Origin of the sequence: Vitreimonas sp. (assembly GCF_035627415.1) — a bacterium.
In the GTDB taxonomy this organism is placed as follows: domain Bacteria; phylum Pseudomonadota; class Alphaproteobacteria; order Caulobacterales; family Aquidulcibacteraceae; genus Vitreimonas.
In genome coordinates, this window is the sequence record NZ_DASPLU010000031.1 from 237402 (window position 1) to 250789 (window position 13388).

Genomic DNA, 13388 nt, shown 5'->3' on the forward strand with positions numbered 1-13388 from the left:
GCTCTAGTTCATACGCACGGCGCCGATCGCCTGCATCAGCCCGAGCACGTCGGCGACCGCCCAATGCTCGACGACTTTGCCGTCTTCGAAGCGCAGCACCAGGACTTCCTCGAAGCGGATCGGATTTCCGGTCGGCTCGTGGCCCATGAACTCGCCTGTGTGCGTGCCGGTCACGACCAAGTGGCATGCGACGTTGTCGTCCTCGGCGATCAGGTTCGCGATCTCTGCGCGCAGGTCCGGGAAGGCGGCGTGGAATTGGCGGAACGTGTCCTTGACTCCGGCTGGACCGGGCTTCTGGCCTGGAAACGGATCGTGCGAAACGACATCAGCCGCGATGATCTCGTCGGCGACATCGTAGTCCTTGGCGTTGACGACACGATCGACGAAGCGCTCATAGCGGCGCTTGTTCTCGGCTGCGGTCGACATGCAGACGGCCTCTTTCGGCTTCGTTCCTTGGGAAACGCCGGAGGTGCGGGGTGGGTTCGCGCAAACAAAATCGGCAGCCGCATCGCTGCGGCTGCCGACCCAGTTTTTGCGAGGAGCCCGAGCGTTAGTTCAACGCCTCCGGCCGCAGCTTGTATTCGCCATCGTCCGTCTCATCGAACAGGAGATCGATCGAGGGGTGGTCGATCGGCTCGCCGCTGTCGTCCGGGACGAGGTTCTGTTCGGAGACGTAGGCCACGTAGTGGCTGTCGGAATTCTCGGCGAAGAGGTGGTAGAAGGGTTGCTTACGGTCGGGGCGCACGGGCTCCGGAATAGCTTCCAGCCATTCTTCGGAGTTCGAAAATTCCGGATCCACGTCAAAGACGACGCCGCGGAACGGGAAAAGCTTGTGTCGCACCACTTGGCCGATGGAGAATTTCGCTTCTTGCATCTTCTCCTCCTTCGTTACCTCCTTATCCTTCGCTCAGGTAACGTATGTACGGGGAACGCCCGCCACAAGGATTGGAGCCCGGCACACGAATAAGTGTGTTGTCCAAGCGCCAGGCTGCGCGATCGGGGCGAAAAGTGGGCGAAAAGCGGGGTGTCGCGCGACCGCGAATTCGCTACCATCTCCGGCGAAACAGCAGTTTGCGGGGTTCGCGCTCCGCTGGAATGATTAACCATGGTCAGTGATGGGCGGGCGCAGACGTCGCGGAGCGACGCGCGCCATGGCCCGCGATCGCGCGCACCCGTCTTCGCCGCGCTCGATCTGGGCACCAACAATTGTCGCCTCTTGATGGCGACGCAGAACGCCGACGGCAGCTTGCGCGTCGTCGACGGATTCTCGCGTATCGTCCGCTTGGGCGAAGGGCTCGCGCACACCGGCCGCTTGAGCGAAGGCGCGATGGCGCGCGCGTACCAGGCGCTCGCCGCCTGCGCACAGCGCATCGAAGCGCGATCCCCGGTCGCGGTGGGCTGCGTGGCGACGCAGGCGTGCCGCGGCGCGTCCAACGGGCAGGTTTTTCTCAGCCGCGTCGAGAAGGATCTGGGGCTCAAGTTCGACGTGATTTCGCCGGAGGAGGAAGCGCGGCTTTCGGTGCTCGGGTGCGCCAGCTTGCTCGAGCCGCGCGCGGAGCACGCGATGATCGTCGATATCGGCGGCGGCTCCACCGAGATGTCGTGGGTGGCGCCTGCCGATGTGCTCGGCGGCAAACTCGATCCGCCGATCGTCTCGTGGGGCACGTGTCCGCTCGGCGTCGTCACTTTGGCGGAGGACGAGCCGGAGCCGGAGGGCGGCGACAAGCGCGCCTGGTACCAGGCGCTAGTTGGACGGCTCGCCGATATGATTGCCCCGGTCGGCGCGGCGCAGCACCTGCGTCGTGCGTTCGCGGAAGGGCGCGCCGACATCATCGGCACGTCGGGCACGGTGACGAGCCTGGCCGGCGTCTTTCTCGATCTGCCGCGATACAACCGCGCCCGCGTTGACGGCATGTGGTTCGATGTCGACGATTGCCGCCGCACCATCGCGACGCTGCTCTCGCAGTCGCGCGAAGAACGCGCCGACAATCCGTGCATCGGCAAGGACCGCGCCGATCTCGTCGTCATGGGCGGAGCGATCCTGGATGCGGTGCTGCGGGTGTGGCCCGCCCAGCGCGTGCGCGTCGCCGATCGCGGCTTGCGCGAAGGCGTGCTGATGCGGCTGATGGCGGCGCATGCGAAAGGCGCGGCATGAGCGACGAAGAGCCTCCGAAGCGGCGCTGGAAAGCGAAGCCGCCGAAGGCCGCCGGCGGCGGCGAACGCCAGCTGCAGACGCGCGTGAAGAACAAGAAGCTCGACGAAAGCTCGCGCAATTGGGTGAAGCGGCATCTGAACGATCCCTACGTCGCCCGCGCCCGCGCCGACGGCTATCGCGCCCGCGCGGCCTACAAGCTGATCGAACTCGACGAGCAGTTTCAGTTCCTGAAGCGCGGCCTGCGCGTCATCGACCTCGGCGCCGCGCCCGGCGGCTGGGCGCAGGTGTGCGTCAAGCGCGGCTGCAAAGTGGTTGGCGTGGACCTGTTGCCGATCGATCCACTCGAGGGCGCGACGTTCTTCCAGATGGACTTGACCGATCCGGCGACGCCGCCGGTGCTGCTCGAAGCGCTCGGCGGTCCGCCCGATCTCGTGCTCTCCGACATGGCCGCCAACACCACCGGTCACGCCAAGACCGACCAAGTCCGCACCGGCGCGCTGGCGGAAGCGGCGGCCGAGTTCGCGCTGGCGCATCTCGCGCCGGGCGGCGCGTTCGTGACCAAGGCGTTCCAGGGCGGGCTCGATACGGAGCTGCTCACGCGGCTGAAGCAGGGCTTTGCCACGGTGCGTCACGCCAAGCCGCCTGCGAGCCGCGCGGAAAGCTCGGAAGTATATGTCGTGGCGATGGGACGGAAGGCGTGAACCGAGGCTGGTAAGGGGACTTTGATGTTTCGAACGCTCTTTGGATTTGCCGCCGCAGCGGCTGCGCTTTGTTCTCACGCCGCACAGGCTTGTTCGGTCACTGCCGATTATGTTGCCCCGTCCAATTTCGAGCTTGTCCAGATTGCCGACGCGATCGTCGTCGCAACGCCGCAGCGGCGGAGTGTAAGCTGGAATGATGATGACGGGCCCAGTGTCCGCTTTCGTGTCCAGCAGGCGCTGAAGGGCGAGACGCCGCGCGATCTGACGTTGCCGGGCACTACAATCGGGCAGGTCGAATTGGGCGATGCAAATAGGCTGATCGGAGCGCATCCGGACGCCCACGCCGGGATGTGCATTCGGCAGACGTTTCGCAGAGGCCAGCCTGTGCTCTTGTTCCTGGCGCGCGATGCACAAGGGCAGTGGCGTCAGCTCGGCTTTCCGTTCGCGCGGGTCAATGAAGACTATTTCGGCCCCGACGCGCTCTGGCCGCGCACCGTGCGTCAGTATCTTGCCATTCAGTCGGAATATGAACCCATGCAGGAATTGGCAGCCCTGGAGCGCCTGCTCGAGGGCGAGTTGGCCAACCCGCAAACAGAAGAGGAGCGCGAGCGCGCGCGCGACATACTGAGCCATCTCATGTCGCGCTCCGAATGGAAGCCAACACAGTATCTGATCGAGAGTTACGAAGGCTTGGAGCGTGGCGAGACACCCCGATACGCATTTCGTTCGCGCGCCGCCGATCAGGAGCAGTCTGCCGCGCAAGCATTGGCGTCTTTGGTATTTGCCGATCGAGCAGTGCCGGCCATCTCTACCAATGACCAGATGTGGTTTGTGCTGAACGCGCTCATCAGCGGCGACCACCCGGAGGCCGCGCCGCTGTTCGAGCGCATTCTCGCCAACGAGCCCAACCCTTGGCAGCTTGGCATGGCGATCAGATTTATCGCCAAGCATGGGGACTATCCAACAGCCTATGGGCTCATCGAAACCCAGGCGCTGGACGCGCTGTCCACGGCGTCGGACGAAGACGCGCGTCATCTGATCCGCGCCATTCAGAGAACTCAACTGGGCGAGCAATGGATTCCGGGCGCCGAGCCGTGGCGCGCTCACCCCGAGATTGCGGCGCGGTGGCCGGCCCTGGCGCAACGGCTTTGGGACTTCCAGGTGACGCGGTTCGGCGAGAGGCAGGCCTATCCGTTTCCAGACGTGGATATCAGGTAGCCGCGCGCGCAGCTGCGAAGACTGGACAACCGGCCCCAGAATCTCTACCAGCCGTCCATGGAAATCCGTGAAGCTTTGACCTTTGACGACGTGCTCCTCGAACCGAGCGCGTCCGAAGTGCTGCCGGCGGATGTCGGCACCGCCACGCGGCTGACGCGCTCGATCTCCCTCAATATCCCGCTCATTTCGGCGGCGATGGATACGGTGACCGAGGCGCGGCTCGCCATTGCGATGGCGCAGGCGGGCGGGATGGGGATCATCCACCGCAACATGACGCCGGCCGAGCAGGCCGATCAGGTCAAGATGGTCAAGAAGTTCGAGAGCGGCATGGTGATCGATCCGATCACCATCCATCCGGATATGACCATTGGCGAGATCGTCATGATCAAGGAGGCGCGGCGGATTTCCGGCTTCCCGGTGGTCGACCGCGAGAGCGGCAAACTGGTCGGCATCCTCACCAACCGCGACATGCGCTTCGCCGACATGAAGGAGCGCGTCGCCGACTTGATGACGAAGGACGATCTCATCACGGTGCGCGACGGGGTGAACGAGGGCGAAGCCAAGAAGCTGCTGCACAAGCACCGCATCGAGCGCGTGATCGTCACCGACGAAGCGAACCGCGTGACCGGTCTCATCACGGTGAAGGATTTCGAGAAAGCGCAGGCGTTTCCGAACCGGGCCAAGGACGAGCGCGGCCGCTTGCTCGTGGGCGCCGCCTCGACCATCGGCGACGCAGGCTATGAGCGCTCGCTGGCTCTGATCGAAGCGGGCGTCGATGTCGTCGTGATCGATACGGCGCACGGCCATTCGAGTGCGGTGCTGGCGGCGGTGAATCGGATCAAGCGCGAGTCGAACAAGACGCAGATCGTCGCCGGCAATGTCGCGACCGCCGATGGCGCGAAGGCGCTGATCGATGCGGGCGCGGACGGCGTGAAGGTGGGCATCGGCCCGGGTTCGATCTGCACCACGCGCATCGTCGCCGGGGTCGGCGTGCCACAGTTGACGGCGGTGATGGATGCGGCGAAGGCGGCGGCGAAGGCCGACGTGCCGGTGATCGCCGACGGCGGCATCAAGTTCTCGGGCGATCTCGCCAAGGCGCTCGCGGGCGGCGCGGAAGTGGCGATGATCGGCTCGTTGCTGGCGGGCTCGGAAGAAGCGCCGGGAGACATCATTCTCTATCAGGGCCGCTCCTATAAGAGCTATCGCGGCATGGGCTCGCTCGGCGCGATGGCGCGCGGCTCGGCCGATCGCTACTTCCAGAAGGAAGTCACCGATCAGATGAAGTTCGTGCCGGAGGGCATCGAAGGGCGCGTGCCGTTCAAGGGCCCGGTGGCGAACATCATCCACCAGCTGATCGGCGGCCTGCGCGCCTCGATGGGCTATGTCGGCGCGGCGAATTTGAAAGAGATGCGCGAGAAGGCGAAGTTCGTGAAGATCACGAGCGCGGGCCTGCGCGAAAGCCACGTGCACGATGTCTCCATCACGCGTGAGGCGCCGAACTACCCGCTGGGGGGCTGAGCGCCTCGGGATGACCGGCGGGTCCGCAAGTGCTATATTGCCACTATGAGCGATACCGCCGTTCTTCCCCGCCCGATCGCCCGTGAGGCGACCCGCCTTCCGTTCACGATGGACGAAGTCCTCGCGCTCCAAGCGGCGGGCAAGGTCCCATATAAGCGCACGCAATTGCTGGACGGGGAGATCCACAAAATGCCGGCGGATGGGCTGCGCCACATTCATTACGTGATGAAGATTGGCGCGCGTGTGTTCCAGGCGCTGGAGCCGAAGGGTTTCGTTGTGGGTCTTCAGACGACGCTTCATCTGTCGCGCTACAATGGACCCTCGCCGGATGTGTATGTTCTGTCGGCGGGGCCCTTGGTGAAGGAAACGCCGAGCGAGCGCATTCTGCTGGTGGCGGAAGTGGCGGACACGACGCTGGCGGACGATTTGCGCGACAGCGCCTCGCGCTATGCGCGCCACGGGGTCGAGGAATATTGGGTCGTCGATGTCAGAAATCGGCGCACGCATGTGCATCTCAACCCTCGCGATGGCGCTTATGGCGAGCCGAAGCGCGTGCCGTTCGAGGACGAGCTGAGGCCGACACGGATTGCGGATTTCGTGCTGCGCGTCGCCGATCTCGATCCGCAAACGCCGCTCGACGACGCGGACTGATCGCCTAACTTCTTTTTGCGAGCCGTTTGGGTTCGCGCTTCTTCGGGGTTCCTCCCATGCGTCCAGGCGCGCGGCAGCAGGCCGCGATAGAGATTCTTTCCACGCTCGAGAGTCAGCGTCGGCCAGCTGCCGATGCGGTGAAGGACTGGATGCTGTCGCATCGCTTCGCCGGCTCGAAGGACCGCGCCGAGATCGGCGATCTCGTGTTCGGGGCGCTGCGGTGGAAGCAATCGAGCGCGTTTCGGATGGGGGCGGATACGCCGCGGGCTTGGGTGTGGGGGGCGTTGCGGTGGGGGTTCGGCTGGAGCGCGGAGCAAATCGAGCAGAGCTGTTACGGCGATCCGCATGCGCCCACGCCGCCGACGGAGGCGGAGCGGACGGCGCTGGCGGATGCGACGCTGGAGGGCGCGCCGGCCTGGGTGCGGGGGGATTATCCGGAATGGCTGGACTCCAGTTTCGAGCGCGCGTTTGGGGCGGCGCGCGGGGATGAAGGCGCGGCGCTGGCGGCGCCGGCGCCGTTGGATTTGCGTGCGAACACTTTGAAGACTTCGCGCGAGAAGCTGATCGCGGCGCTCTCCGAAAGTCCGAAGCTGAAGGAGGCGCCGCTGGCGGCGCCGCGTGCGCCCGACGGCGTGCGGATTCCCTGGGCGCAGGGGCGGACGTTTCCTTGGGCCAGCGAGCAAGCCTTTTTGAAAGGCTGGTTCGAGGTGCAGGACGAGGGCAGCCAGCTGACGGCGCTCTTGTCGGGCGCCGCGCCTGGGATGCAAGTCGCCGACGTGTGTGCGGGCGGCGGCGGCAAAACATTGGCGCTGGCGGCGCTGATGGAAAACAAGGGGCAGATTTTCGCGCACGATGTCGATGGCCGCCGGCTTGCGCCGCTGCGTGAGCGCGCTGAACGCGCGGGCGTGCGCAATCTGCAGATCCGCGCGCCGGCGCGCACACGCGATGTGTTGGAGGATTTGCGCGGGCGGATGGACATGGTGTTCGTCGATGCGCCGTGCACGGGCTCGGGCACCTGGCGGCGCAATCCGGATTCGAAGTGGCGGCTCAGGCCGAACGCTTTGGCGAAGCGGCGCGAGGAGCAGCAGGAGGCGCTGAGGCTGGCGGCGCCTTTGGTGAAGCCGGGGGGGCGGCTGGTTTATGTGACCTGTTCGGTGCTGCCGGAAGAGAACGAGGATGCGGTGGCTGCATTCCTCGCATCTTACGACAGCTTCGCGCCTGTAGGATTGGGAACCGTGATTGCGCCGATGTATCCGCGCGGGCTGGCGGCGCAGATGACGCCGCTGCTGACGGGCTGCGACGGCTTCTTCATCGCCGCGCTGGAGCGGCGCGGTTAACTGGGGAAATGCGGCGAGTGTCCGTGCCAGCGCCCCCTCAGTCATCGTGCTTCGCACGCTGACAGCTCCCCCGCGAGCGGGGGAGCAGTTTGCCGGCGCTTAGGCTTCGATATCGACGTACTGGCCTTTGCGAAGCGACTCCTCGTACTCGGCCTTGTCTTGCGCCATGCGCTGCTCGCGCGGATCGGCGAGCTTGGCGCGCTGAGCCTTGCGCATCTTGTCGGCGAGCGCGGCGGGATCGACGCGGAGCTTCTCGCGAACGAGGTCCTGGTGCGTCACCGCTGCGCCGAATTCGACGGCCGCGCGGCCTCCTTTCTGATCGTGCGCCGGCGGAGCTTGGGGTGGAGCTGCCGGCGCGATGCCTGAAATCGCGGCCATGGACGAAGCATGCGCCGCGTCGGTTAGCGTTCCGTTCAGAAGTGTTGATAATTTCTGATAAGCATATCGGGATATGACTCGCGCGCCGCTCGACATCGCCATTGCCGGTTGCGGCGTCGCGGGACTCGCGCTCGCGACGCTGCTGCGCCAGCAGGGCGCGCGGGTTGTGGTTTACGACCGTTTGCAAACGCCGCGTCCGCTCGGCTCGGGCATCATCGTGCAGCCGGTGGGTTTGCATGTGCTCGACGCGATCGGCGCCGGACGTGCGGTCCGTGAGCTCGGCTCGCCGATCGAGCGGCTCTATGGCTTGAGCGGCGAACGCATCGTACTCGACGTGCGTTATCGGGCGCGCGGCAGGCAAGCGGCCTGCGGCTTGGGCGTGCATCGCGGCGCGCTGTTTCAGGCGCTCTACGATGCGGCGCTGGCGAGCGGGGCGGAGATCGTCAGCGGGCATGAGATTGTCGGGGCGAGCGATGGACGGCTCGCCTTCGCCGGCGGCAAGCAAAGCGCGACGTTCGATCTTGTTGTCGATGCGCTCGGCATGCGTTCGCCGTTGTCGCGACCGCCTGATGCGCCGCTGCCGTTCGGCGCGTTGTGGGCGAGCTTGGACTGGGCCGGGCCGTTCGATCCGGCGGCGCTGGAGCAGCGTTATGTCGCCGCGCGCAAGATGGCGGGCGTGCTGCCGATCGGGCGCCTGCAAGGCGAAGAGCGGCAGCAGACGGCGTTCTTCTGGAGCTTGAAGCACGCCGATCACGCCGCCTGGCGCGCAACGCCGCTTGCGGCGTGGAAAGACGAAGTGCTGGCGCTGTGGCCGGCGACGGCGCCGTTGCTGCAGCAGATCCGATCGCACGACGATCTGGTGTTTGCGTCCTACGCGCACCGCACGTTGCGTGCGCCGGTGTCGCGTCATTGTGCGCATGTGGGCGACAGCTGGCATTGCGCCAGCCCGCAGCTCGGGCAGGGCGCGAACATGGCGCTCTTGGATGCGTTCGCGTTGGCGCGCGCGTTGGAGACGCAGAGCAATCTCGATGCGGCGCTCGGCGAGTACGCGCGGACGCGGCTTTGGCACATTCGATTGTATCAGGCGGTCTCCTATCTGTTCACGCCGGCCTATCAGAGCGACAGCGCGATGATTGCCTGGCTGCGGGATTTTCTTCTCTCGCCGTTGTCGCGCATTCCGCCGGCGCCGCAGATGTTGGCGGCGTTGGTCGCGGGAGAATGGGGCGCGCCGGTGTCGGCGATTGGCCTTCCCTCGCCCCGCGAGCGTACGCGAGCGGGGGAGGGATAGAGGGAGGGGAAATGTCGATTTCGCTCAGCCTTTTGTGCGGTTTCACTGTCCCCCTCCCTCGATCCCTCCCCCGCGCCTTCAGCGCGGGGCGAGGGACGCGCGCGAGCGCTCGCCGCTGCGCGAGTTTCGTTTCGTACTGCCTCCAAAGCGAGAGGCGGGGCGCGTCGGACGCGCTGGGATAGTGCCTAAGTCGCGCCGATCATCGCTGAGCGGCGCCGCGCGTCGAACGCGCCCCGTAACGGCCGTTTGTCCCGGATTGGCGAGCCAGGAGTTTTTGACTCATCTGCATGGTTGCGCACGCAGAGGTCTTAGCTCCTTATGACCACGAGCCGGTTCAGCGCGTCAGAGTCATCCGAAACAACTCTGGACCCTGCGGTTTCAGGCCCCGCAGGCAACGCAAGCATCGTTCGCTTCGCCTGGTGGAGTGTAGGTCCCACTCGACTTCCTCAACGATGATTTGGATTTCTCCGTTTCATCGAAGCGACGCTTGCCGCGCCAGCCGCTGTCCTGACATTCAGAAGCTTCGGACGTCTTCGAATTCCTCTCGATCAGGACGAAGCTATTATACGGCTGCTTCTCGCCTGTCGGATAAGATTCTTCTCGTCCGTTTAGATTCAGGGGATTAGCGGCGAATGCGCGTGGATAAGCAGGAGGCGTATCCCCGCTTGGGCGTCATGATAGAGGTCGCAGTGCAGCACGGCGCGTCCAGACTCTTGGATGGCCTTGATCGACTGGCGTGGCGAGGCGCCGCTCGGCGGCCAGGGGGTTGAAAGCGAAGACTTCTTGTTGATGCCGACGAGATCGGCGGTTGTCGGCGCTGACGTGCCGGCGACGAAATGCTCGAGCAACCGCGTCTCTTCGTTCGCTGGCTTGGAGCGCTTTGGGTGCATCCATCGTGCTTCGAGCGGTCGCGCTTCTCGCGTAGCCCTTTACGGTCTGACTGGAGGACGAACCCGAGGAGAACTACGCGCAGTTGCGTCTTGCGTCGCGCGATCGATCGGTGCGGCCGCCGCTCCAGCGACTCCGGCGGGAGGCGTTGCTTCCAAGGGCAACAACTCCATCGCCAGCGCGAAGACGCTGGTGAGAACAGTCAGCCACGCCGTCATCCGAACATCGCGATCAGGATGCTTCATGAGGACGAACGCAGGATCGTTTGAGAACTGGAACTTGAGATAGTAGTTGCCGACCGCGCCTGGTCTCTTGGCGGCAGCGCCGGAATGGCGGATTCGGTCGAGCAAGTTCTTCGACTTCGAAGCTCGGAGATTCGAGACACGCTGCTCGATGAAATCTTCGCGTGCTTGGCGCACATCGTCCATGACCGGCTCGCTCAAAGAAATGAGCTGTAGCGCGTCGTCGCCAGACCAACGTTCCAGAATTCGGCAAACGCGCGCGTGTTCCTGAGCGCGATCGCACGTCGGATAGCCTTGGGTGGGTGTATCTGTTTCGATATCGAGGATTGGCCAAAATACCTCTTCGGTGCCCACGTCCGGCACCTCGTTTCCTTTAGCCATGTCGACAAGGGCACGCAGGTTACTCGCCGAAACGCTAAGTTGCATGTTGCGAGTGAACAGCTTGGCGTGCTGGCGCTTTCCGCGGTGACCATCATACACGTACATGAACGTTACGCGCGCCTGCACACCATCCATCGACAACGGCACCAAGGTGCGAGGGACAATGATTGTATCGCTCGGGATGGAAGTTGCGCTGTGACGCCGGATGGCGACAGGACCGCGCTCGGCGTTTTGTAAATCGCCGCTGTATATTTTTGCGATGACCCAAATCGTGCAGAGAACGAACAACAGAAGGCAGAACAGTCGGAAAGGCATCGAGTACCAAATCGCGATGCAAAGTCCGACGAACGCCTCCCACGTCGTCGGTAACCCCACGCCCGCCAACGACTGCACGATGTCCATTTCCGCCTCCCCCGAGTTGGTTAACGGAACTTAACCATTGGGGATAAGTCGATGCAACCGGGGCGGGCGTAGACTATTCCTGCGGGGGAGCGAGGGCATGCGACAGAGCCAGCTCGCGTTGCTCGATCCGGCTCCAGAAGCGGTCGTGGAGGAAGTAGGCGAGGGTTTGGACGGCGGGTTCGATGACGCCGACCGCTAGGGCGGCGCGCCAGTCTTGGGTGATGGCGAAGGTGACGGCAATCGCCACCAGGAAATGCATCAGCGAATAGGAGCCGGTCTTGAGGGCGAGGCGCATGGGTCAGTCGCTATTGAGAACGATTCGCATGTAGGCGGTTCTGGGTGGGGGTGCAAGGGGCGTCTGCCGTGGGGGGTGAGACATGCGGGCCTGAAGGCCCGCGGTCCAGCTTGGAGAGGTCCGAGCTATTGCCCCTGGGTCCCGGCTCTACGGCGCTTCGCGCCTCCGGCCGGGATGACGGGCTCACTCTTGGCGGCTCTTGTTTTCCGCGCAGCAGCTGCGCAGGCGGCGCAATTGACGGGGTTCGCGACGCGCTCCATTTCAGGCCATGGCCCACCCCGCTCAAAGCGCTCAGGTCCATGAGCGCGTTCTCATCATCGATTTCGGATCACAGGTGACGCAGCTGATCGCGCGGCGCGTGCGCGAGAACGGCGTCTATTGCGAGATCCATCCGTACAACAGGGTCGACGCCGCGTTCCTCAAAAGCTACGCGCCGAAGGCGATCATTTTTTCGGGCGGGCCCTCGAGCGTGCTGGACGAGCCGAGCCCGCGGGCGCCGGACGAGGCGTTCAAGTTGGGCGTGCCGATCCTCGCCATCTGCTACGGCCAGCAGACGATGCAGGTGCAGCTCGGCGGCAAGGTCGAGGGCGGGCACGCGCGCGAGTTCGGCCGCGCCGATGTCGAGATCCGGAAAGCGTCGCCGCTGTTCGAGGGCTGCTGGACTGTCGGCGGCAAATATCCGGTGTGGATGAGCCACGGCGACCGGGTGACGGAGCTGGCGGAGGGCTTCGAAGTGATCGCCACCAGCGAGAACGCCCCGTTCGCAATCGCGGTCGATGAGACGCGGCGCTTCTATACAACGATGTTTCACCCGGAAGTCGTGCACACGCCGGACGGCGGCAAGCTGCTCAAGAACTTCACGCACAAGATCGCCGGTTTGAAAGGCGATTGGACGATGGCGGCGTTCAAGGACGAAGCGATCGCCCGCATCCGCGCGCAGGTGGGCGACGGCACGGTGATCTGCGGATTGTCCGGCGGCGTCGATTCTTCGGTGGCGGCGGTGCTGATCCACGAAGCGATCGGCGACCGGCTGCATTGCGTGTTCGTCGACCACGGGCTGATGCGGAAGGACGAGGCGCAACAGGTGGTCTCGCTGTTCCGCGATCATTACAACATTCCGCTGATCCACGCCGACGAGAGCGCGCGTTTCTTGGGCGCGCTGGCGGGCGTGTCCGATCCGGAAGCGAAGCGCAAGACGATCGGCAAGCTCTTCATCGACGTGTTCGAGCAGCACGCGCACGAAGTCGGCGGCGCGCAATTCCTGGCGCAGGGCACGCTCTATCCGGATGTGATCGAGAGCGTCAGCGCCATCGGCGGGCCGTCGGTGACGATCAAGTCGCACCATAATGTCGGCGGGCTCCCTGAGCGCATGAACATGAAGCTGGTCGAACCGCTGCGCGATCTCTTCAAGGACGAAGTGCGCGCTTTGGGGCGTGAGCTTGGGCTGCCGGAGACGTTCGTCGGCCGCCATCCGTTCCCGGGGCCGGGCCTCGCGATCCGCGTGCCGGGCGAGATCACGCGCGAGAAGCTCGACATCCTGCGCGAGGCCGACGCGATCTATCTCGACGAAATCCGCAAGGCGGGCTTGTACGATACGATCTGGCAGGCGTTCGCGGTGCTGCTGCCGGTGAAGACGGTGGGCGTGATGGGCGATGGGCGCACGTACGAATATGTCTGCGCACTGCGCGCGGTGACGTCGACGGACGGGATGACGGCGGACTTCTTCCCGTTCTCGATGGACTTCCTCGGCCGCGCCGCCACGCGCATCATCAACGAAGTGCGCGGCGTGAACCGGGTGGTGTACGACGTGACGTCGAAGCCGCCGGGCACGATCGAGTGGGAATGATTCAGGGCGCTTCGGGACCTATCGCCAAAGTCGGCGCTCCCGATCCGACGCTCTGAAGAGCCGCCGAAACATCGGCGAAAACTCGCCG

The 13388-nt window shown here is 64.8% G+C and carries 14 protein-coding genes; 8 read left to right on the forward strand and 6 right to left on the reverse strand.

What is annotated here, in order from left to right; translation table 11 throughout:
- Positions 1-3: 3 nt before the first annotated feature.
- Complete coding sequence (locus VEA80_RS17300; protein WP_325062027.1) at positions 4-426, reverse strand: ester cyclase; 423 nt, start codon at positions 424-426, stop codon at positions 4-6.
- 124 nt (positions 427-550) lie between these two features.
- A complete protein-coding gene (gene hspQ, locus VEA80_RS17305; protein ID WP_325062028.1) occupies positions 551-874 on the reverse strand; it encodes a heat shock protein HspQ in 324 nt (107 codons plus the stop codon).
- A gap of 231 nt (positions 875-1105) precedes the next feature.
- On the opposite strand from hspQ, the gene VEA80_RS17310 reads away from it, so the two are divergent.
- From VEA80_RS17310 to VEA80_RS17335, 6 genes are read left to right on the forward strand one after another with little or no spacing between them, the layout of a single operon-like run.
- On the forward strand, positions 1106-2155 hold the full coding sequence (locus VEA80_RS17310; protein WP_325062029.1) for a Ppx/GppA phosphatase family protein: 1050 nt from the start codon (positions 1106-1108) through the stop codon (positions 2153-2155).
- Positions 2152-2856 (forward strand): RlmE family RNA methyltransferase, encoded by a 705-nt coding sequence (locus tag VEA80_RS17315; RefSeq protein WP_325062030.1) that lies wholly within the window; start codon positions 2152-2154, stop codon positions 2854-2856. Before VEA80_RS17310 ends, VEA80_RS17315 begins: the two co-directional genes overlap by 4 nt.
- Before the next feature lie 24 nt (positions 2857-2880).
- Complete coding sequence (locus tag VEA80_RS17320; protein WP_325062031.1) at positions 2881-4074, forward strand: hypothetical protein; 1194 nt, start codon at positions 2881-2883, stop codon at positions 4072-4074.
- Positions 4075-4131: 57 nt separating this feature from the next.
- Positions 4132-5592: an IMP dehydrogenase gene (guaB, locus tag VEA80_RS17325; RefSeq protein ID WP_325062032.1), complete on the forward strand. Its 1461-nt coding sequence runs from the start codon at positions 4132-4134 to the stop codon at positions 5590-5592.
- A 45-nt stretch (positions 5593-5637) separates the two neighbouring features.
- Entirely contained in the window at positions 5638-6243 is a 606-nt protein-coding gene (locus VEA80_RS17330; protein WP_325062033.1) for a Uma2 family endonuclease, read from the forward strand.
- A 56-nt stretch (positions 6244-6299) separates the two neighbouring features.
- Positions 6300-7580, forward strand: a complete 1281-nt coding sequence (locus VEA80_RS17335; protein ID WP_325062034.1) for an RsmB/NOP family class I SAM-dependent RNA methyltransferase — start codon at positions 6300-6302, stop codon at positions 7578-7580.
- 99 nt (positions 7581-7679) lie between these two features.
- Here VEA80_RS17335 and VEA80_RS17340 read toward each other — a convergent pair whose 3' ends face one another.
- Complete coding sequence (locus VEA80_RS17340; protein WP_325062035.1) at positions 7680-7958, reverse strand: hypothetical protein; 279 nt, start codon at positions 7956-7958, stop codon at positions 7680-7682.
- A 73-nt stretch (positions 7959-8031) separates the two neighbouring features.
- On the opposite strand from VEA80_RS17340, the gene VEA80_RS17345 reads away from it, so the two are divergent.
- Positions 8032-9246, forward strand: a complete 1215-nt coding sequence (locus VEA80_RS17345) for an NAD(P)/FAD-dependent oxidoreductase (RefSeq protein ID WP_325062036.1) — start codon at positions 8032-8034, stop codon at positions 9244-9246.
- A 614-nt stretch (positions 9247-9860) separates the two neighbouring features.
- Here the strand turns inward: VEA80_RS17345 and VEA80_RS17350 are convergent.
- The 3 genes from VEA80_RS17350 to VEA80_RS17360 form a co-directional block, all read right to left on the reverse strand.
- Positions 9861-10094, reverse strand: a complete 234-nt coding sequence (locus VEA80_RS17350; RefSeq protein WP_325062037.1) for a hypothetical protein — start codon at positions 10092-10094, stop codon at positions 9861-9863.
- A gap of 81 nt (positions 10095-10175) precedes the next feature.
- A complete protein-coding gene (locus VEA80_RS17355; protein WP_325062038.1) occupies positions 10176-11159 on the reverse strand; it encodes a hypothetical protein in 984 nt (327 codons plus the stop codon).
- Positions 11160-11232: 73 nt separating this feature from the next.
- Positions 11233-11454, reverse strand: a complete 222-nt coding sequence (locus tag VEA80_RS17360; RefSeq protein ID WP_325062039.1) for a DUF2061 domain-containing protein — start codon at positions 11452-11454, stop codon at positions 11233-11235.
- Positions 11455-11722: 268 nt separating this feature from the next.
- Between VEA80_RS17360 and guaA the strand changes: the two genes are divergently transcribed.
- The gene (gene guaA, locus VEA80_RS17365) at positions 11723-13300 is read left to right on the forward strand and encodes a glutamine-hydrolyzing GMP synthase (protein WP_325062040.1); all 1578 of its coding nucleotides are present in this window, start codon (positions 11723-11725) and stop codon (positions 13298-13300) included.
- The last annotated feature ends 88 nt before the right edge of the window (positions 13301-13388 follow it).

Coding starts and splice junctions, on each gene's coding strand:
- VEA80_RS17300 (WP_325062027.1), bottom strand. CDS start 426: ATGTCGACCGCAGCCGAGAACAAGCGCCGCTATGAGCGCTTCGTCGAT.
- hspQ (WP_325062028.1), bottom strand. CDS start 874: ATGCAAGAAGCGAAATTCTCCATCGGCCAAGTGGTGCGACACAAGCTT.
- VEA80_RS17310 (WP_325062029.1), top strand. CDS start 1,106: ATGGTCAGTGATGGGCGGGCGCAGACGTCGCGGAGCGACGCGCGCCAT.
- VEA80_RS17315 (WP_325062030.1), top strand. CDS start 2,152: ATGAGCGACGAAGAGCCTCCGAAGCGGCGCTGGAAAGCGAAGCCGCCG.
- VEA80_RS17320 (WP_325062031.1), top strand. CDS start 2,881: ATGTTTCGAACGCTCTTTGGATTTGCCGCCGCAGCGGCTGCGCTTTGT.
- guaB (WP_325062032.1), top strand. CDS start 4,132: ATGGAAATCCGTGAAGCTTTGACCTTTGACGACGTGCTCCTCGAACCG.
- VEA80_RS17330 (WP_325062033.1), top strand. CDS start 5,638: ATGAGCGATACCGCCGTTCTTCCCCGCCCGATCGCCCGTGAGGCGACC.
- VEA80_RS17335 (WP_325062034.1), top strand. CDS start 6,300: ATGCGTCCAGGCGCGCGGCAGCAGGCCGCGATAGAGATTCTTTCCACG.
- VEA80_RS17340 (WP_325062035.1), bottom strand. CDS start 7,958: ATGGCCGCGATTTCAGGCATCGCGCCGGCAGCTCCACCCCAAGCTCCG.
- VEA80_RS17345 (WP_325062036.1), top strand. CDS start 8,032: ATGACTCGCGCGCCGCTCGACATCGCCATTGCCGGTTGCGGCGTCGCG.
- VEA80_RS17355 (WP_325062038.1), bottom strand. CDS start 11,159: ATGGACATCGTGCAGTCGTTGGCGGGCGTGGGGTTACCGACGACGTGG.
- VEA80_RS17360 (WP_325062039.1), bottom strand. CDS start 11,454: ATGCGCCTCGCCCTCAAGACCGGCTCCTATTCGCTGATGCATTTCCTG.
- guaA (WP_325062040.1), top strand. CDS start 11,723: ATGGCCCACCCCGCTCAAAGCGCTCAGGTCCATGAGCGCGTTCTCATC.